At 41.6% G+C, this 19791-nt stretch carries 17 protein-coding genes; 5 read left to right on the top strand and 12 right to left on the bottom strand.

Annotation, left to right across the window (positions count from 1 at the left end):
• Window position 1 precedes the first annotated feature (1 nt).
• From BWD42_RS25200 to BWD42_RS11475, 9 genes are all read right to left on the bottom strand, one after another.
• Window positions 2–46 carry a hypothetical protein gene (locus BWD42_RS25200; protein ID WP_410528287.1) on the bottom strand — a complete coding sequence of 15 codons (45 nt, stop codon included), beginning with the start codon at window positions 44–46 and terminating at the stop codon, window positions 2–4.
• Window positions 43–255, bottom strand: a complete 213-nt coding sequence (locus BWD42_RS11510; RefSeq protein ID WP_077436412.1) for an RNA polymerase sigma factor — start codon at window positions 253–255, stop codon at window positions 43–45. Before BWD42_RS11510 ends, BWD42_RS25200 begins: the two co-directional genes overlap by 4 nt.
• Window positions 256–504: 249 nt before the next feature.
• Window positions 505–1512: a bestrophin family protein gene (locus tag BWD42_RS11505; RefSeq protein ID WP_077436410.1), complete on the bottom strand. Its 1008-nt coding sequence runs from the start codon at window positions 1510–1512 to the stop codon at window positions 505–507.
• A 31-nt stretch (window positions 1513–1543) separates the two neighbouring features.
• Window positions 1544–4177: a sigma 54-interacting transcriptional regulator gene (locus BWD42_RS11500; RefSeq protein WP_077436408.1), complete on the bottom strand. Its 2634-nt coding sequence runs from the start codon at window positions 4175–4177 to the stop codon at window positions 1544–1546.
• Between the two features lie 93 nt (window positions 4178–4270).
• Window positions 4271–4942: a succinate dehydrogenase cytochrome b subunit gene (locus BWD42_RS11495; RefSeq protein ID WP_077436985.1), complete on the bottom strand. Its 672-nt coding sequence runs from the start codon at window positions 4940–4942 to the stop codon at window positions 4271–4273.
• A gap of 76 nt (window positions 4943–5018) precedes the next feature.
• Window positions 5019–5771, bottom strand: coding sequence for an SDR family oxidoreductase (locus BWD42_RS11490; RefSeq protein ID WP_077436406.1), 753 nt, complete (start codon window positions 5769–5771; stop codon window positions 5019–5021).
• A gap of 313 nt (window positions 5772–6084) precedes the next feature.
• Window positions 6085–6432, bottom strand: coding sequence for a hypothetical protein (locus tag BWD42_RS11485; RefSeq protein ID WP_077436404.1), 348 nt, complete (start codon window positions 6430–6432; stop codon window positions 6085–6087).
• A gap of 147 nt (window positions 6433–6579) precedes the next feature.
• Entirely contained in the window at window positions 6580–7335 is a 756-nt protein-coding gene (locus BWD42_RS11480) for an SDR family oxidoreductase (RefSeq protein ID WP_077436402.1), read from the bottom strand.
• A 72-nt stretch (window positions 7336–7407) separates the two neighbouring features.
• The gene (locus tag BWD42_RS11475; protein ID WP_077436400.1) at window positions 7408–7782 is read right to left on the bottom strand and encodes a helix-turn-helix domain-containing protein; all 375 of its coding nucleotides are present in this window, start codon (window positions 7780–7782) and stop codon (window positions 7408–7410) included.
• Window positions 7783–8101: 319 nt separating this feature from the next.
• On the opposite strand from BWD42_RS11475, the gene BWD42_RS11470 reads away from it, so the two are divergent.
• From BWD42_RS11470 to BWD42_RS11450, 5 genes are all read left to right on the top strand, one after another.
• Window positions 8102–8665: an RNA polymerase sigma factor gene (locus BWD42_RS11470; protein ID WP_175992034.1), complete on the top strand. Its 564-nt coding sequence runs from the start codon at window positions 8102–8104 to the stop codon at window positions 8663–8665.
• Window positions 8666–8752: 87 nt separating this feature from the next.
• A complete protein-coding gene (locus BWD42_RS11465) occupies window positions 8753–9871 on the top strand; it encodes a FecR family protein (protein ID WP_077436396.1) in 1119 nt (372 codons plus the stop codon).
• A 17-nt stretch (window positions 9872–9888) separates the two neighbouring features.
• Window positions 9889–13389, top strand: coding sequence for a SusC/RagA family TonB-linked outer membrane protein (locus BWD42_RS11460; RefSeq protein ID WP_077436394.1), 3501 nt, complete (start codon window positions 9889–9891; stop codon window positions 13387–13389).
• A 12-nt stretch (window positions 13390–13401) separates the two neighbouring features.
• A complete protein-coding gene (locus BWD42_RS11455; protein WP_077436392.1) occupies window positions 13402–14805 on the top strand; it encodes a RagB/SusD family nutrient uptake outer membrane protein in 1404 nt (467 codons plus the stop codon).
• 11 nt (window positions 14806–14816) lie between these two features.
• Window positions 14817–16289, top strand: a complete 1473-nt coding sequence (locus BWD42_RS11450) for a TlpA disulfide reductase family protein (RefSeq protein WP_077436390.1) — start codon at window positions 14817–14819, stop codon at window positions 16287–16289.
• Between the two features lie 86 nt (window positions 16290–16375).
• On the opposite strand, the gene BWD42_RS11445 is transcribed toward BWD42_RS11450, so the two are convergent.
• From BWD42_RS11445 to BWD42_RS11435, 3 genes are read right to left on the bottom strand one after another with little or no spacing between them, the layout of a single operon-like run.
• The gene (locus tag BWD42_RS11445; RefSeq protein WP_217700058.1) at window positions 16376–17395 is read right to left on the bottom strand and encodes a DUF5007 domain-containing protein; all 1020 of its coding nucleotides are present in this window, start codon (window positions 17393–17395) and stop codon (window positions 16376–16378) included.
• Window positions 17396–17423: 28 nt separating this feature from the next.
• A complete protein-coding gene (locus BWD42_RS11440; protein WP_077436386.1) occupies window positions 17424–18128 on the bottom strand; it encodes a hypothetical protein in 705 nt (234 codons plus the stop codon).
• A 34-nt stretch (window positions 18129–18162) separates the two neighbouring features.
• On the bottom strand, window positions 18163–19785 hold the full coding sequence (locus tag BWD42_RS11435) for a RagB/SusD family nutrient uptake outer membrane protein (protein ID WP_077436384.1): 1623 nt from the start codon (window positions 19783–19785) through the stop codon (window positions 18163–18165).
• Between the last annotated feature and the right edge of the window lie 6 nt (window positions 19786–19791).

Raw genomic sequence — 19791 nt, 5'->3', positions numbered from 1 at the left:
ATTACCATCCGGGATTTTGCGGAAGTAAATTTTTGTTTCTGTCTATTGCATTCTGTGGAATTGGCCACAGTTAGCCCGATTTTTCCATATCATATAAAAGACATCCTGCGTAATATCAGAAGCGTCTTCTTCGGTCGGGAGTTTTTGTAATGCTGTTCGGTACACTTTTTCCCAATACGTATCAAACAGCTTTTTAAAGGCAATGGGATCCGCATTATTGATCGCTTCAATCAGTTCAACATCGTCTCGGTTCAAAGCTATGTTTCTCGTAAAAGGTACTTGATTAGAATTTATAATTTCCCAAGTATAGAAAAAAAAGTTTAGAAAGCAATTCTCAAAGCCTCATTTTTAGACAATTGATCCTGTTGAATTTTTCTATTCATTTATATTATGTGGTATGATATCCCACACCTCAGGGTATAAATCACCAAATCGAATAAAGTCTGTTTTTACGGAATCTGGAGGCAAGATTTTGACCTGATTTATGGAGATCATCTGTTACTATCACATCATAATATTACTTTGATTAACAATCGTCTGAGCAGGTTTCGCATCTCCCCATATATCTCTTATCTCATTCTCAATATGATCGCACATGTGAGAAATCGGGATATCATTGGGACTGCCTTCAAAAGGATTTTCAGTACTCTCTCCCACTTGATCTAATGAGGTATAAACCCAGGATATTATGATGCTAAATGGTATGACAAGCCACACCATGTGGCCTTTCATCCATCCAGTTGTAAATTCATTAAATGAATTAAATTCCTTTAACATAGCAAAAGGCAACAGAAGACAAAAAAGCCAAACAAATATCCGATTGACAGTTGCATATTGTCTGGGATAAGGAAAATTTTTTATTTTTTCACTTCTGGCTTGTAGCGTAGAAAATTCACGCAAATATTTATGTAGTTCGAAAAAACGGGCATTGTCAAGCTCAGCACGATCAAACAAGCTCACCAGTGCGGCGCTCTGTAGACTCATGAGCTGTGTCAGGGGATTACTGGCAGAAATCACTTTTTCAAGTTCATCATTACTCATATATTTTTGTAGCACTGTTGGCAAGGCTATTTCCCGTTCTGGAATCGTATAGAAGCTAGCGTATTCGCGATTATAAGACTTATCAATATTTTCCCAAGCCCGCTTGGAGCGTAACTCATACCGCAGCAATGTGAGCCATGCCAAATGGCGAAATGCAATCTCCCGCGCAATATAGCGGTCTTTGATAAAATCGCGGCACATTATTGCCCAAGCCCTGCTCATGCCGATCTTGAGTCCCCAAATGTCACGTGCCTCCCACGTCCTATTATACGTCTGCTGGTTTTTAAATCCGACGACAAAGGCTGTTGCTGTTCCTAAAAACGCTACTATTGGCCAGGGTACTACCAGCCATTGAAGGCCCAATAATTCATACAACACAACTGGAACAATACTGATCAAGAGCAACAAAAACAGGTTCCGTCGCGTCCAGAAAAGAAATTCGGTTATTTTATAGGTTCTTCCAATATACATCGTTCAATATCTTATAAAAAATGATAATCAATCAGGTAAAATACTCGCTCTTTCGAATATTTAGTTTTTTCATTTTTGAATGTAGGGTGTTGCCGGGAATCTGCAGAATTTCTGATGCACTACCCGGACCCGAAATCTTCCCCGCACAACGCTTTAAAACCTGGATAATATAATTGCGTTCCAATTCATCGAGTGAATAATTTAAATACGGCAGTTCTTCCTGTCCAGACTCGGCATGCACCTTAGGGAGATAAACATAATCAATCTCTGCAGTTGTGGTCAAAAGAATTGTCCTTTCAATCAAATGTTCGAGTTCGCGCACATTTCCGGGCCAGCTATAGCTACGCAATTGCTGAATTACTTTTGATCCTATCTTCTTCATTTTACGCCCTGTATTGCGACTATATTTCTGCATAAAAAAGTCGGTAAGCTGGGGGATATCTTCCACTCGCTCACGTAGCGGCGGTAGGTGTATAGGAAATACATTGAGCCTGAAATACAGGTCGGCCCGAAAACGTCCTGCCTTTACCTCTTCTTCCAAATTACGGTTGGTCGCCGCAATAAGCCGGACGTCAATCTTTATGGTCTGCTGCCCACCGATCCTTTCCAATTCGCGTTCCTGAATAATCCGCAACAATTTTGATTGCGCTTCTAAGGGAAGTTCTCCGATCTCATCCAAAAAAAGTGTACTTTGATGTGCCAGTTCAAATTTACCGATACGGCGTTCCACGGCGCCTGTAAATGCGCCTTTTTCGTGTCCGAATAATTCGCTTTCGATCAGATGGGCTGGCAAAGCCGCGCAATTTACCTTTACCATGACTTTATCTTTTCGATCCGAGGATATATGTATACCCCGGGCGACCAACTCCTTTCCAGTCCCGGTTTCCCCCGTTATCAAGACGGTAGTGCCGGTACCTGCAACGAGCGACATCAGGTGATATACCTGCTGCATAGCTTCTCCACTTCCGATGATTTCAGAAAAATTGTAAATAGTTTTGATCTGCTCTTTTAGGTAATCATTTTCTATTTCCAGGTTCTTTTTATAGGCCAATAGTTGCTCATTAGCACGGATATTATCAATAGCGATTGAAATCTGTGAACAGATGCCTTTAATTAGCATTTTATTAAGCTGATCCGCCAACAACCATATCGTACCGATATTTTTTTCACCGATGCGCAAAGGCAGGCCATACATATTCCTTCGCCCTGTGGTCTTCCATAATCGGGCATAGTCGTTTCCTTTTTTAATTTCCTCCTCAACATTGAATACCAGCCCTTCCTTGCTGGCCAATATTTGCGCAGTATATAGTTCATTAATTGTAATCGGGTTGCTTGCCAATTTATCAAAATCGGATTTTGCATCGGCAAACAGTGTGGCATCATACATAAAAGGAGATAAGTGGATACCATCGGCTTCGATCACACGAATCATGGACAACCGGGTGGACAGGGTTTTGTCCAAAACGCGACTGATAGCTGACTGAAGATCTTGCTTTGTCCGCAGTTGGGTAATATCATTGCTGAAATCTAATAAAAAAGATTGCTCTTCCTGCTTTTTAACAAGTTGTTCATTCGCTAGCGTATTGGAAATAGCTGTTGAGATCTGCGCACAAATGCTCTGGAGTAAGGGGATGTTAATTTCGGCTGTCTCCAATAACAACAGACCTAAATTTGTCTCACCATTCCGCAAACGTATCCCCGTAAATGTCGCTATCCCCAAAGACTTCCAATACTGGAGATAACCTGAGGAAATACCACGCTGCACTTCCCGGTCTACACTAAATAACAAAGGTATGGCACTCGTTAAAATGCGATTCTGTAAACCATCATTGAGGGGTAATTGTTGAAACCAATTCACTCTGTTTTTCGGTACGGGATGCGTTCCGAAGTCATAAATATAGGGTTCTGTAAAAGATTTCGTATCACCACAGATTCGCCGAACGACAAAACTTCCTGTCGGGCTAAGTTGCTTCAAGACATCGCGAACAGTCTCCGTTAACTCTTCCTTGGTCCGAACAGCGGCCATTCGGCTACTGAATTCGAGCAGAAAAGTCTTCTCCTTTTCCCTTTTTAGCAGCTCTTCGTTTTTTATAATATTGGAAACCGCACTCGATATCTGTGGAATAATACCAATGATGACATCTCTGAAATTCTGGCTAAAGCCATTTATTTTATCGGTATAAATATGAAGGAAGCCGATAGCGTGTCCCTCACGCATCAATTTGGCCATTAAAATTTCACGTACACCTTTTTCATAATTGACGCGCAGAAATTTTGGACTTCTGGGATCATCCATGATATCCGATAATACGAATGAAACTGGCTCGCATGAATTCAATACACGCTGAATAAATGGTTCATTAAGGGGAAAACGGGCTTTTATCATTTCTGCATAACGTGGATGATCCCGAATCGGGGACCCATCATTGTCAACAAGAAAGGGGCTGTAGGTGTCGTCTTTGTAATCGATGGTCGTAACAATGGTATGGGTAATAAAGTATAAGCCTTTTATACCTTCCTTAAAAAGCCGAATGAGATCATTTTTATCTCGAACTTTAGTTAGATCATTGCCCAATGCTAATAGTATCTCGCGTTCTTTTTGGTAATATGCGATGTTGGGCTTGGACACTTCATTTTTAGGACTGGTTGTTTTATTTGCTTTCATGATATACAGAAGTGCGGTACGACGGTACCCTTACATTTTTACTGATGTGTTTATGCAGTTGGCTATAGTTCGAATATACGCAATTCTGTTTAATCAATTTATCCACTTAAAATAAATCGACAGTGGCATCAAGAATAATACAAGCGGCACAATTACCGAAAAGCTCGTCCCCATCCATTTTATAAAACGGTTGTACCGCCGATGCGATAGTCCAAGCGAAGTAAAAGCACTGGTAAAACCATGCAAGAGGTGCCAGAACAGGGAGACACAACCAAATAAATAAACCAATACTTCCAGCGGGTTGCTAAACTTCTCCAGCATCATTTCATAAAGTGGCAGTTCCTCATCATAACGAAACTGGTGAATACGATTTGGTATCCAAAAGTTGGACGTGTGTATAACTAAAAACAGAAGCAAAAGTGTCCCCAGCAAGGTCATACTCTTACTATACCATTTTATTTTAGGCGTAGCCAATGGATAGGCATATTTGATGGGGCGCGCGTCCCTATTTTTTTTCCACAATAGAAGACCTTGCACGATATGGAGAACAAATCCAACAATAAGAACGATTTCCAAGGTCCTGATCACGGGATTTGTGGCCATAAAATGTGCACCAATTGTAAACGTTGCTCCACCATCATTATAAAATATGAGTGCATTGACCGACATATGCACCAGCAAAAAACTGATAAGGAACAGTCCGCTCAATGCCATTGTAAATTTTCGGCCCAACGAGCTCGTAAAGGTGTTATAAAAACTCTTCATTGTTATAATCTTGTTAAGATGGGATAGATAGGCTTCAAAATCCAAGGACATTGCCTGCCCTTGGATCAGAATATATTTATTTTTGAGCAATAAGGCGAAACCATTCTTCAAAGGTCAGCTTACCCAATTTTGCATCCACAGAAGGCACTAAGGTTAATTCTTCCAAGGGCGCACCAAAATATAAGGCATCTTTACTTCCAACAACTTTTTTGGGGTTTTGTGTTTTGAGCAAATATTGTTGCACCAGGCCCGCAAGTTCAAATTGTTCGGGGCCACCAATTTCGACGATGCCATTCATAGGTTGGCCAAGTGCGAATTCGGTCACAAAAGAAGAAACGTCTTCGGCTGCGATCGGTTGTATTTTAGCAGTCGACAGATTGATCACATCGCCATCCTGTGCAGAAGCAACGATGCCCCCTAAAAATTCCAAAAATTGCGTGGAATGAATAATCGTGTAGGGAATGCCCGATTTGACAATAAGATCCTCTTGTACTTGCTTTGCCCTAAAATATCCACTTGCCTGGAGGCGGCCCGTACCGACAACAGACAATGCAATATGATGTTTAACTCCAGCATTAATTTCGGCCGCCAGCAAATTTTTTCCAGAAGTCTCAAAAAACTCCATCACATCCTTATCTGCAAATGATGGTGAATTGGCTAGGTCAATCACAACTTCGGCTCCGTTCACAGCCTCTGCTAAGCCTTCGCCCGTAATCGTATTTATACCGGTATTCGGGGATGCTGCAATGACTTCATGCCCCAGTGTTCTCAACTTAGCAACAGTTTTTGTTCCAATCAATCCTGTGCCTCCAATAACTAAAATCTTCATTTTTTTTAAATTTAAAATTTATCAATTCTTTGTATATGGTGACTGGAACAACAGTGAGTCCAAAAGAAACAACTGTCAAATAATCAGACTTTTAAAAAATGCATCAATTTAATAGTTCATGAAATAAAGCGATTTCATCTTAGTTTTCACTATATATAGTGAAAACCATGAAATGTCATTTAAATAGCATACATTTTTGCCCCTTATGGAATAGACATATTCTCGCTTACCATTTTAAATCACTATTGAAATCCTAAAAATCCGTTTCGAAAATAAGGGCTGGGATCCTAAAGTTTGCCAAACTGTTATTAGGCTATCCTTTCAACGGATGCTGCAAATAAATAATGATAAGATTCAGCAAAAGAAATGGTAATTCTATTGCCATGCCTTTTAGATCTCTATCAAGCAGGTGAAGGCATATGATCATTAAAATACCTGCTGCCATTAAGAAATTTCCCCAAATAAAGGTTTTTGGAAAAATAATAAGCAGTGCGCTTAGCATAGTTGTAGCCCCGATAACCATCAAGCCTGTTTTACCGATGTTCCATTTGCCAAACATTGCTATCATTTCTGATTTGCCCGAAAGCATTGCCCATCCTTGTTTAAGGCCCATAAATATGGCAATGATCATTAGTGCAGCATTAATAATTTTTAGTGTCATATTGTGTTTTCTAAATGGTTAATTTTATGGTTATAACATTAAAGGGCCATAATCCAACAGATTAGTTTGCATACCAATAATACCGTAGTATCAATAGCGAAATAAAAAAACCAGCGGTATTTTTATAAACAGCTGGTTTTTCATTGACTATCTAGTGGTATAACCACCGTTTGCAAAAATTGTTTGTCCTGTGATCCACCAACCATCAGTAACCAAAAATTCGACTAGTGGGGCGATATCTTCTATTTTTGTCAATCCACCAAGCGCCGACGCTGATTTGTGATAGGCTACAGCATCTGGAGTTTCCTGGCCATAGAAGAAAGGAGTATCCATGGGACCAGGGGCAACAGCCGTAACAGAAATTCCCCTTGACCCAAATTCTTTAGATGCAGCTCTTGTAAAATGTTCAACAGGAGCTTTGGCTCCCGCATAGGTAGAATATAATCCCGTATATGCAGCCAATAAAGATGTAACTATCGTACAAATCTTTCCATTGTCATTCAATTTTTTCCCAGCTTCTTGAAGGAAAAAATAGGCTGATTTTGAATTGATTCCAAACATGATATCATATTCTTCTTCCGTAGTTTCAGTAAACGGCTTTTTTAGCACCATCCCAACAGTATTGATAGCGATATCAATTCCTCCAAATTTAGCTATTGCTTCGTCGAAAAAACGGCTTACATTTTCAACTTTCGTTAAATCGCCCTGATACAAAAATGCCTCTGCGCCTAAACTTTGGACTTCTGCCAAAGTTTTTTCGCTTTCCACCTTTGAGCTTTCGCTGTTATAATGTATTGCAAGCTTTGCTCCTTTTGAAGCAAAATCTCTACTTAATAGTCCACCAAGGTTCTTACCGCCACCGGCGATCAAAACAACCTTTCCTTTTAAATCATGTGTTGCCATAGTATAATTTTAAGATTACAATACAAAATTCAATATTCGGAATTATATCTATATGGTGAACTTTTCGGAAGATTAGCTTTCCAAAAAATTTTGCCTAAAATGCCCTGGAGTAACGCCAGTCCATTTTTTGAAGAATTTGGAGAAATTAGAGGGGTCATATGTTAATGCCGCGGCAATTTTCGCAATGGGCAACTGACTATGGACAAGCATTTCTTTTGCCCTATCAATGATCTTTAAATCGTAGAAGTAACATGGATGATTTCCCATCTCCAGTTTTACCACATCTGTCAAGTGGGTATGTGATATTGCCAATTCTGAAGCAATCTCATTGATTTCTAAAAATTCCATTTTACGACCGGCTATCACATCGTCTATGTGATTGTCCAAGAAGATCAAGTAGTTTTTACAGATTTCCTTGCTTCGTGTTATATTATCTTCCGTATACATAAATCTCCTATATTAATAGACTTAAAAGTACAAATAATATTTTTCTTTAATCTAGCCATAAATGCAAAATAACCCATTAAACATTAATAAAATAATATATAATGATAAAAACTTTACACCCAATACTACAAGAATAGCTTTTAAGTTTGATATTTTTATCGATACAAGTTTGGGAAGTTGTCCTTCATTTGTTATTTTAAATCTTTACCTATAGCAATTTATATATGATATTGACGCAACAGGGTGTTGACTTTCGTTTTTTATTTTTGAAAACAATGTCCTAAATTAGCTTTACAAACTAGTATCAATCAACAGCCAGGTGCAATACGATTACCACAATTTAAAAGAAGAAACACTCTTCCAACTTGTCAAGAATAACGACGCGTTAGCCTACAAGGAATTGTTTGATCGTTATAAAGAACTGCTGTTTCGCCATGCCTACCGAATGACACAGGACTACGAGCTAAGCCAGGATATTGTTCAGGACGTTTTCCTTGTCCTCTGGAATAAAAGGGCAATTATAGAAATCAGCCAATCGCTCGAACCGTATTTGATCAAATCCATCCGCAATAAAATACTGGACTATTTTAGCCATCAGGAATTGGTAGAAAAATACCGGGAGGATGTTTTATCCTTTGTCGAGGAGGGTATCCGTTATACCGACGATTTCCTGCTGGAAAAAGAACTTGCTGCTATGATCGAACACGAAAAGAGCAAACTGTCGCCCCGTACAAGGGAAGTTTTTGAACTCAATCGCGAGCAGGGCCATAGTTATAAAGAAATCAGCGCACTCTTATCCACTTCCGAAAAAACAATTAAAAAACAGGTCCATAACGCCTTACGCATATTGCGCACGAAATTTGGATCCTTCTTTTTTTTCTAATCATTTTTTTATTTTTTTTATACTCCCTTTTCCCTATTCGACCGTCATTATTATTAGATAGCCTTCTTATGGCTATCAGCCTAAAGAATGGAGAAAGACACAATACAGGAACTATTCCAAAAATATAAAGCGGGGACAGCGTCTCCAGAAGAACTGCGGATCATTCACAGCTTCTATCTGCATAAAGCAAAGCGTTCATCCACGGAGCTGGACGATCAATTTATTCAGGAGCAGCTCGATGCAATGGATCGGAATTTATTTCCACGAAAAGCCAACTATATTTCGATATGGAAATATGCTGCGGCAGCGATCGTCATTTTCAGCGCAGCATTTGGACTCTATCAGTATACACAGCAGCAGCGTGCTGAAAAGGAAGCTCAACAGGCGACCGAACTGTTTGCTGCCATAAAACCAGGGCATGACCAGGCTACACTTCGCCTGCCCAATGGCGAAGTCATCGCATTGGGTCAACAGGACAAACTGATCAATAAGAATGGCGTCGTGCAGCTGAATACAGGCAATATCGATCTCAGCAAAGCTGGGGGTAATCAACTGATCACGCTGGAAACACCGCGTGGTGGACAATTTCAGGTACAGCTCGAAGACGGCACCAAAGTATGGCTGAACGCCGGTTCGACCATCAGCTATCCGGCCAAATTTAATGGAAACGACCGATCGGTCGTTTTAAAGGGTGAAGCTTATTTTGAAGTCGCGCACAACGCGAAAAAACCTTTTAAAGTTAACGTCGGAAACGATGAAATCCAAGTGCTGGGTACCGGGTTTAACATTCAAAGTTACGCAGACAACGCCACGCCAATCACCACGTTGGTCCATGGAAAGGTAAAAGTGACCCGCAAAAATAACCAGCAGCAATCACTGATCTTACAGCCTGGACAGCAAACCTTAGCACAAACAAATCTACAAAAGACAAATACGGATATAAGCGGTATTACTGCCTGGAAAAATGGACTTTTCAGCTTCAGACGGAGTTCGGTAAAAAATATTGTCCGCGAATTGGAACGCTGGTATAATATTGATTTTGTCGTTGATCAAACCGCAGCCGAAAATCGCCTGATCACAGGAGAAATCCCTAGAAATGTCAATCTTGACGATGTCATGCAGATCCTTTCTTATTTTGACATCCAAGGCCACATGAAAAACAATAAAGTGTATTTAACCATCAAAAACAATAGCATAAACAGATAACTTAACCCAACACCTATATGAAACAATCCTATTCGCCCAGGCTGAACAAAAAAGCCAGGGCCGTGCTACTCTATGGCTTTACAGTACTGTGCAGCTCCTACAGTTTTGGCCAGATTAACATCCAGGCCAATAACGAATCAGCGCTTGCAGTGATGAAACAGATCGAAAAACAATCGACCTATCATTTTGTCTATGACGAGACTCAGCTGACGATTCCCAAAGTTAAACTTCGCCTCAGCGATGTCTCGCTCAAGGAAGCGCTGGATGCGATATTTACTGCCAATAACATCCAGTACAAGATTGTCAAAAACACCATTTTGCTGAAAAATGCACCAACCGGAAGGTCCACTTCCACGACGCCCTCAACGCCCAGCCAACAATACAAATTGCATGGCAAGATTTCCGATGCCGAGGGGAAGGCATTGAACGGTGCCACCATCACAATTAAAAACAGTGGAATCTCCACAAAGTCCGATCAAAATGGACAATTTGAATTGACTTCACCCACGCGTAGCGCCGTACTGAACGTTTCCTTCTTGGGGTACGAGTCCCTTGAATTTAATGCCAATGACGAACCGGCTGTCATTGTACTCCAGCCAAGTATGACCAGCCTTGCGGAAGTTGATGTGACCATCAATACGGGTTATCAGACCATTGCCAAGGAACGCGCTACCGGCGCATTCGCTAGCCTGCCCAAAAACAGCCTGCAACAACAGCGCCTCAACAACTTAGGAAGTCTGCTGGAAGGCCGCATTGCGGGATATCATGATGGCTTGCTTCGCGGGACAACCTCCATGAGGGGCGTCACCTCTCCTTTATACGTGATCGATGGTTTCCCCGTAGATAACGCAACCATGGATGTCAATGGCCGTGTAGTCGAGAATCTTCCAGATCTCAACCTGGAAGATATTGAGTCTGTTACTGTCCTAAAAGATGCGGCGGCAGCCTCCATTTATGGAGCCCGGGCAGCCAATGGAGTTGTCGTTATAGTCACCAAAAAAGGAAAAAATAAAGGCACTGAAATCAATGTATCAGCGACTTTGACGCATACACCTTATTATTTTAACACCGACCGCTTAGCATCGGCCGCGGACATGATCGCCATCGAACGCGAATGGGCAGCGAAAAACCCTAATTTGAAAACAATGACAGCCGAGCAGGCAAAAAGTACTTTAAACGATATGTCTTACCAAAGTCTTGGTATCCGCAGCATCCTTAAAAAATATGCCGGTCTGATCAATGAATCTCAAATGAATGCCGAGCTGGACCGCCTCTCCCAACAAGGCTATCGTTTTTATGACGATATCGCCAAGTATGCCAAGCGCAATCCTCTTTCGCAACAGTACAACCTGAACCTTTCCAACGGTACGGAAAAAAGCAAATACTACTTTTCGACGACCTATAAAAAGGATCTACTGGAAGACCGTTTCAGTAAAAACCAGAATCTCGGCATCAACCTCCGCAATATCACCCAGATCAACAAATGGTTAACAGTCGAGATGAGCTCATTTCTCAATTATGCCGATAATGACAGGCAAACCTATGATGTGCTAAAACCCGGTTTTTCTTTTCTGCCTTACAATAGGTTAAAAAATGACGACGGCAGTAATTATACCGCTTACATGGCCGATTATATGAGCCTGGCAAATATCAACAGCATTAAACAGTATGGCCTAAATACACTGGACATCACGCCAGTGGATGAGATAAAAAACAATATCGAACAGTCAAATGGCTTTTCAAATCGAAGTTTCCTCAAACTGAATGCAACGATTGCAGAGTGGCTCAGCTATTCAGCGTCTTTTCAGTATGAAATCAGCAACAGAAAGATCGAGCTTCTCTATGGTAAAAACTCGTATTATACACGATCGAGAGTCAATCAATTTGCATTAATAGCCGATGGAAAAGCGAAACTGATGATGCCCAATGGGAATATCAACAAAACAACGGATCTCAAGAATAATGCATTCAATTTTAGGCAACAGATCAATATTGACAAAGATTTTGGCGAAAAACATAGCCTAAATGCGATATTGGGCAGCGAGCTCAGAAACAACCGCATGCGTTCTCAGCTTCAAAATCTCTATAACTTTGATCCCGATGCGCTTACCTATACCATGCTGGATCCGGCCATAGGTACCGTGGGTTCTTTCAACCAAACTTATGATAATGCCAACCAATACGAATCCACCAACCGCTTTATTTCCTTTTATGGGAATGTCGGCTATACCTATTCGAAAAAATACCTTCTTACAGGAAGTTTGCGCTGGGATAGGTCTAATTTATGGGGGACAAGTTCAAAATACCAGAACAAACCAATCTGGTCTATCGGTGCCGGCTGGAATCTTCATGAGGAAAATTTCGTGCAGCTGGACTGGTTAGATCAACTTAAGCTAAGAACCTCGTATGGTATCGGTGGCAATATATTGCAGAATGTCGCGCCATTTATGACGGCCTATTATAATACGAACTCCCATGTGGGAGGAACTCAAGGTTCAGTCTCAGACCGTCCCAACCCATCACTTTCGTGGGAAAAAACAACAACCACGAATATCGGATTGGATTTTGGTTTGTTCAGAAACCGTCTTTCGGGCAGCTTGGATTACTATAGGAAACAAGGAAAAGACCTCTTCGCCTCCACCATGGGCGTACCTACCGAAGGCTTCGGCTATTCCACCTACGCCATCAACAACGGAGAGATGACCAACCACGGACTGGAACTTACCCTGAACGCCAATATCCTGCAGAAAAATGATTTTAGCTGGAACAGCAGTGTCCTATATGCCTATAATAAAAACAAAGTTACGTATGTCAATGTCAAGGCGCCATTCTATATCTTACAATTGGACTACCCTGACGCTTATCCCCGCATAGGAAATCCATACCAGGCGATATATGCCTACAAATGGGCTGGACTCGACCAGCAAGGCATACCACAGGTATATGATGAAAATGGAAATAAAAGCTCACAAACGCCAACCACATTGGAGTCTATTGTATATGCGGGTACGAAAGTGCCTACGCACACCCTTTCATGGACAAATAGCCTCTCCTACAAAAACTTTGATTTTTCGATGATGTTCACATACGAAGGCGGAAATAAAATCAGAAATACGGATCTCCCCTATATGGGTATCGGCAATTATCTGACATTCACTACCCTCGCTCCGATGAACAAAGATATCCGCAATCGTTGGCAACAGGAAGGCGATGAATCAAGAACCAATATTCCCCGTCTGGTGTTTCCCGAAGAGACAGATCTTTACAACTCAGCAAGCGGGACGGTCTACCAATACGCCGATATCAATGTGCTCGATGCGCGCAATGTACGCATTCGCAATATCAGTCTTGCCTACCGGCTACCGGCCGACTGGGTAAAAAAGATGCGCCTAGCGCAAGCCCGATTGCAGTTCAATGCTGAAAATGTCGCCATGTTTACCAAATCCAGCAATGCAAAATTTATGCTGGAAGGCTATCGTGCACCGAATTATGTTTTTGGTGCCTACCTAACTTTTTAATTTAAAATTCTTATGAAAAAATTATTATTACTACTTGCGATCACACCCTTACTATTTTTCGCATCCTGCAATAAATATTTGGACATATTGCCTAAAGGCAAGAAAATTCCACAGACTTATGCGGATTTCGAGGCGCTTTTGCGCGATGAAGCAACTGTTCATCAGGTTCCTATTCCGCAGGCCATTATTTTGGCCAACGATCGTTTCGTCTCTCCGGCCAATCTTAATTATTATAAATTATGGGATATTAACTATAACTGGAAGGAACAAGAAGACCGCAAGATTTACAATAACTCCGATGAAAGCACCTATTACAATGCCTATTCGAGCATATCTGTCTGCAATCTGATCTTGGAGCATGGGCCGGCAATGACCGAGGCCACGGCCCAACAGCGGGATCAATTGATGGCTACCGCCAAGGTACTCCGGGCCATCAGTTATTTTACCTTAGCAAATTATTATGCGGCGGATTATGACCCTAAAACGGCAGGCCAATTGCTATCGGTTCCATGGATTGAAAGTGCTGATATCGGTGCCCCTTCAAAGCAGGTTACGATTGCCGAAATATATGATTATATGATCAAGGATATCAAAGACGCACTCCCAAACCTGCCTACGACAGGACTAACTATCCTGCATCCGGGCAAAGGAGCAGCTCATGCACTATTGGCACGTATCTACCTCCAAATGGATAACTATCCGGATGCATTGGAAAATAGTGAAAAAGCACTGGGATACAACGATAAACTATACGACTGGACGGCCTATTATACGGCCAATAAATCACAGATCGAAGATCCGAATAATTATACCCTGAAGAAGACGCCTATGGATTTTACCTATGTCGAAAACTACTACTTCAGACATGGTCAATCGCCAAACTACACTGCTGCGGAATTATCCCTACAGGTAGAACGTGCTGCCCGATTTGAAAAAGGGGACAGTAAATTCGCCTCACGCTGGAAGTTGCGTACCGTCGTGCCCAACACCTATTTTGCGAGCACGATGACCGGATTCTATAATACCCAGGGCTTGACAACTGTCGAAGCCTATCTGATTGCTGCAGAATGCCATGCACGACAGGGAAATATCCAAAAGGCAATGGATCTCGTTAACAAAGTCCGTAAGACTAGGATCCTAGCGGCAGACTATGCCGACCTGACCGCACAAAATGCCACAGACGCCATCAAAAAAATACAACAGCTTAAACAGAATGAGCTGATTCATTCCATCGTCCCTTTTGCAGATTACAAACGCCTCAACCAAGAAGGTGCTTTTGCGAAAACACTGACGAAGACGGTCGATGGCAAAACGGTTCAGCTGAGCCCAACATCACACCTATGGATTATGCCTTTTCCATTAGGAGCAACCGAGAATCCTGGCAACGGATCCATTAAACAAAATGTTGAAAAATAAAAATAAAATACATGAAAGGAAAAGCTTTAACACTAGCACTGCTACTGGCAACAACAGTCGGTTATGCGCAGCAGCAAACCGCGAATAAATACCAACAATACCTTCCAATTATTGAGAAGGGCACATTAATACAAAAAGATTCGTTGGCCAAAGCATTACTCACAGAAGTAAAAACTTACAAAACGGAAGCGGACTATCGTACAGCCATCAATATTCTCCGTTCACTGGACAAACAAGAGGAAATGACCAGTGTTGAAAATATCGCCAAGAAAAAGTACCCCAAGGGAGCAATAACACGGGATGCTTTTATTACAGATGTTTTCTACAATGCAGAAACGTCGATGGCGAAAGAAAAGGCCTATACTGAACTTATCAAAAAATGGCCAGTCAAAAATTTCAGTGACGAGCCACTGACTTATGATTACGTTTTGGGAAATTTGGCGCAGAGTTTTGCCAATGATGGCAATGCCCAAAAGGCTGTTCATTACCTGGGCGCAATGAAAGAACGGTTCTGGCGCGGCAATGGCTATATTCCAGTTGGCCAGATCCTATTGAGGACAGGCGATACGACGACTGCGGCACCACTACTGAAGACTGCCATGGATGACAGTTATTATTATCTGACGCTGCCGGAAGATCAAAAAGACAATAAAGCCCGATTTGCATCAATGGGCTATGCAAGTTCAATGTCGGCTTATGTAAATATCCTTGTCGCACAAAAAAAATATACTGAGGCGATTAGCTATATCGAGAATGCCCTGAAAGCAGCACCTGAACAAGCGGATGGCCTTGCAATGGTTTACTATAAATCGCTGATTGGAACTGGCAGAAAGCTTGAAGCCTACAATATATTGACAAAATTATATGCTAAGGGGCAGTTTGCGATCGAAGAAGATCTGAAAAGATTATACACAGAATTGAATGGTTCAGCTCAGGGTTACGAGACCTTCAATGCTTCATTAAAAACGGAGTTAACCCAAAACATCCGCAATCACATCAAGGATATGGCAACCTTTAAACCAGCACCCAACTTTGAATTATTCAACCTCAAGGGTGAAAAAGTATCTTTGGCCAGTTTAAAAGGAAAAGTTGTTGTCCTGGATTTCTGGGCTACCTGGTGCCAACCTTGTGTACGTTCATTCCCGGGAATGAAAGCCGCACAGGAATCTTATGCAAACGATAAAGACGTCCAATTCTTGTTTATGAATACTTGGGAGCGGGATAAAAACTATAAAGAAAATGTCGTATCCTTTCTCACCAAGAACAACTATCCTTTTGAAGTGCTGTACGACGATCAAAAAGATCCGCAAACCGGAGAAGTTATGGCAGCCAAATATGGTGTAAAAGGTATCCCGGCAAAATTTGTCATTGACAAGGAAGGAAATATCCGCTATTTTCTAACTGGCTCCTCATCAAATGTAGACTATATCAAATTAGAAATGAAAGAGCTGATAGAAGCCGCTAAAAAACCTTATAAAGGCTAACGGTATTCATAAATGCTACTATGTCTGCCTCGATTTAGAGGCAGACATAGTTTCCTATCTTTCGCTATAGCACTTGCTTTACCTAGTTACAGTCCTGTAGCTGGTGGGCCGGATGAGTTTATTGCAGCCACATTTGTCAGCTTTACTTCTACCTCAAATGTTCCCTCCATCAATACCCGAAACCCAAAAACAGGATTGATATTGTGATTGGGGTGTCCATCCATTGCTGCAAAACGCATCGGTATACGGTAATAAATATTGTAGTCCCAATTTGTCTTCCCATCATTAAATTTTGTTAGGGGAAAGGGAGCCACTTCATAATCACATACCAATGCTGTGCTTGTGGCGACGACCGGATTGAAACGGACGTGTGATTCAAAGGTCGGGCGATCACCCCTTTTGATCACCTGCCCTGCTTTGGGATCCCATGGCCGGCCATTTTTGTCGACAATTTTCAGGATCACACGCGCCCCCTCATCAGAAACTTTGGTACAGGTCAGTTTGATATTACTATTATACGCCGGTGTAAAAGTCTCAGCAGCATTCGACCCGGTCAATGAAGCATAGGTCAACTCAAAGACATCCTCCAAAAAAGGTTCGATGACATGGATCTCCGCAAATGAGGGATAGATTTTTGTCCCCTTGCGGTTTGTTGCCTGCAAATCAAAGGTATAGATTCCCAGTGGCAAATTTGCAGATGCCCGATTAAAGCTAATCTGACCACTGACCGAGTTAAACTCCATGGGTGTCACCTGCTTGGTTTCGCGCTTTGCTTTCAGCAGCGCGACCGTTGTGTCTGTTGCCGCATTGAAAGTCATACCTTCCTTAAAAACTTCAATTTCATACATCTTTGTGAATTCCTCAGGTGCAGGCTCGCCTGTCAGCTTATTCCGCAGGTTTAACATCTTAAATTCAAATGGCGGAGTCGATCCATCTGCATTTATCCGATCCGAAAGGGTGAGTGTCATCCCACGTTTACAATAGATTACACTGTCACGATAACGAATGGTATCACTTAAAAAACCTTGCTCTATTTTCTCACAGGAGGATAGGATTACACCGATCATTATTCCTAATAGGACGGTATATCTGGTTATAGTTTTCATTTTCATTAGCCTATATTTTTAACCTCTATCAATTAGAAGCCATTTTTTCTTTATTAAAAAATAAACGATGATCACCGTGCAGCACATGTATAACACCTGTAGTGGTGATAATTCCTGAGGTCTGTACGTCTACCCGTACATCCCGCTCTGCTTCCGGGATCGCATTTTGGTTTGGTTCTTCCGAATCAAGCGTTCCATTGACTTTCGTGTAATATAAATAATCAACATAATCGACGTAGGAACTATAATCTCTCGTCCGTCTCAGCCCCAATTGAAATCGAACCCCAGGGATAGTGCCAAACAAATTGTTATAGTATGCCCCATTTAGATCCAGCTTGTCACGCTCCACCTTTCCTTTGAACATATATATCTTTAACGAATCCAGTCTTTTCGGATCAATATCATCAATGTCAAAGGATATATTTTCGTCACCCACCTCCGCAATACGCTGTTGTTTTTTGGCACTCACATAATCCGCAACGCCCCAATTTGTTGTCGCATAAAAGGTGATATCACTGTTCACCAGCTCTTTTAAATTAGCACGATCAATGATCCGCACCAAAGAATCAAATTTTGGATGCGATGCCAGATAATCATAGGTCGTCATATTTACTTTTGCTTGATGAACGCCGCCATCGTTGATATAATCGTTTTTCGAGCATGAGCTCAGTACCTGAAAAAACAACAGGGCAAAGAATGGATATACACAGGTCTTTTTTATGATTGTAGTCATTATTTCTAAAGAATTTAAGTTGCTAACGTTATCATTAAATCTTTCCACGCCAGTATTCGGTTTGAACTAAAAGTCTATTCTCACTAAATAAACGCGGATCTACCGGCCAGAAAAAGCCACCTTGCTTAAACCGCGCCTCGCTCAGCCAAGCGATATGATCCGAATACGTGCGTGTGCGGATCATGTCAAAAAACAGATGGCCTTCCAGATAGAGTTCTTTTCCGCGTTCGATCATATATTCTTTCATCACTTCTGTTTTGGCCAAGCCCGGCTTTAACAGACTTGAAGGATCGGCACCATAGCGCGTCCTTGATGCATTAATGATGCTGATTGCACGATCGGGATTATTTTGGTAGAGGGCGATTTCGGCCTGCAATAGTTTGATATCGCTCAACCGAAACAAAATCAAATTATTGCTATTATAAGGTTCAAGCTGCTGACCTGGATTCCGAAAGACGATGTTACTATATTTAATACATACGGGTTTATCCGAAGTATAATTGACAAAATTATTTTTGAATCGTACGTCCAATGTATCAAGTCCCCGGGTTTGCACTGTTTCCCAGACCCATTGCCTGATATCTTCATGCCAGACCCAATCCTCTTTCTCTTCGATCTTGTAAAAGTGACTACTTAGGTAAGCCGGTTTGGTAAAAAAGTCAGCTGTTGCGGCATAGGTTGGAATATAGCTACTATTCAAAAATTTCATTCCAATATGAGCACTTGATCCTTCTAAAGTATTTTCACTGACATTTAATTCAAAAATCCCCTCGCTCGATCTTCCTTTAAAAACATCCGCATATTTGGCGGTATCTGCCAGTGTATAGCCTCCTTGTGCGAGTAAGGTATTGATTGTCGTGTCAGCACGCATGATATCATCCATGATCGGTGTATTTGTGGTTAGGTCCGTAGTCGTTCCCCGCCATAGGTACAGGTGTGCCAAGAGCGCATAGGCCGATCCTCTGTTGGCTGTGACAGCGCGTTCTGCAACTGTTTTATACCCCCAACTCAATAAGTTTATCGCATGTTGGCAATCCTCCTCGATCTGTTTCATGACCGCAATGCGGGAGGTGCGTCCCAGATGAGGCGCATTAATCGGATCATCATAGGCCTCGGTAACGAGGGGCACATCACCCCAGATTTTGGTCAGCATGAAATAAGAGAAAGCCCGAATAAAATAGGCTTGTCCCATAATTTTTTTACGAAAAGCCTCGGGATCTGTCTGTTCTAACACCAAGATATCATTCGGCACTAATGGCATTTCTTTGAGAATGATATTGGACATCGCTATTGTTTTATAAAATACGGTCCAATTGCCATAAGACTGCGCAAAATAATTGCTGGTCCAATTTCCTTTTCCAATTTCCGGATGACTGTAGCTATCCCTATTGATCCCGATATAAATATCCGGCGTCATGTCCCCATAAATGTAATAGCGGTTTCCAACGCCATAAAAACCGTCCATCAGGGCATTCCTCAGCAGCGCATAATTACCTGCAATAGCACTTTCTCCGGCTTTGGGATCTTTCCAATAGACCTCTTTATAGGTGGAATTTCGAGGTTCCTCTTCCAAAAATTTGTTGCACGACGTGGTACCCATGCCGATAGCCAAAAGAAGTACCAACTTCCAATAATTGATTATAAATAATGTTTTCATGACGCG

The sequence above is a fragment of the Sphingobacterium sp. CZ-UAM genome, assembly GCF_002000245.1.
Classification (GTDB): Bacteria; Bacteroidota; Bacteroidia; order Sphingobacteriales; family Sphingobacteriaceae; genus Sphingobacterium.
The sequence above is the reverse complement of the archived record's forward strand: the minus strand, read 5'-3'. Positions and strand labels throughout refer to the sequence as shown.

Excerpts from the sequence above, each read along its gene's own strand:
- BWD42_RS11505 (WP_077436410.1), bottom strand. The coding sequence starts at position 1,512 with ATGTATATTGGAAGAACCTATAAAATAACCGAATTTCTTTTCTGGACG.
- BWD42_RS11500 (WP_077436408.1), bottom strand. The coding sequence starts at position 4,177 with ATGAAAGCAAATAAAACAACCAGTCCTAAAAATGAAGTGTCCAAGCCC.
- BWD42_RS11495 (WP_077436985.1), bottom strand. The coding sequence starts at position 4,942 with ATGAAGAGTTTTTATAACACCTTTACGAGCTCGTTGGGCCGAAAATTT.
- BWD42_RS11490 (WP_077436406.1), bottom strand. The coding sequence starts at position 5,771 with ATGAAGATTTTAGTTATTGGAGGCACAGGATTGATTGGAACAAAAACT.
- BWD42_RS11485 (WP_077436404.1), bottom strand. The coding sequence starts at position 6,432 with ATGACACTAAAAATTATTAATGCTGCACTAATGATCATTGCCATATTT.
- BWD42_RS11480 (WP_077436402.1), bottom strand. The coding sequence starts at position 7,335 with ATGGCAACACATGATTTAAAAGGAAAGGTTGTTTTGATCGCCGGTGGC.
- BWD42_RS11475 (WP_077436400.1), bottom strand. The coding sequence starts at position 7,782 with ATGTATACGGAAGATAATATAACACGAAGCAAGGAAATCTGTAAAAAC.
- BWD42_RS11465 (WP_077436396.1), top strand. The coding sequence starts at position 8,753 with ATGGAGAAAGACACAATACAGGAACTATTCCAAAAATATAAAGCGGGG.
- BWD42_RS11460 (WP_077436394.1), top strand. The coding sequence starts at position 9,889 with ATGAAACAATCCTATTCGCCCAGGCTGAACAAAAAAGCCAGGGCCGTG.
- BWD42_RS11455 (WP_077436392.1), top strand. The coding sequence starts at position 13,402 with ATGAAAAAATTATTATTACTACTTGCGATCACACCCTTACTATTTTTC.
- BWD42_RS11450 (WP_077436390.1), top strand. The coding sequence starts at position 14,817 with ATGAAAGGAAAAGCTTTAACACTAGCACTGCTACTGGCAACAACAGTC.
- BWD42_RS11445 (WP_217700058.1), bottom strand. The coding sequence starts at position 17,395 with ATGAAAACTATAACCAGATATACCGTCCTATTAGGAATAATGATCGGT.
- BWD42_RS11440 (WP_077436386.1), bottom strand. The coding sequence starts at position 18,128 with ATGACTACAATCATAAAAAAGACCTGTGTATATCCATTCTTTGCCCTG.
- BWD42_RS11435 (WP_077436384.1), bottom strand. The coding sequence starts at position 19,785 with ATGAAAACATTATTTATAATCAATTATTGGAAGTTGGTACTTCTTTTG.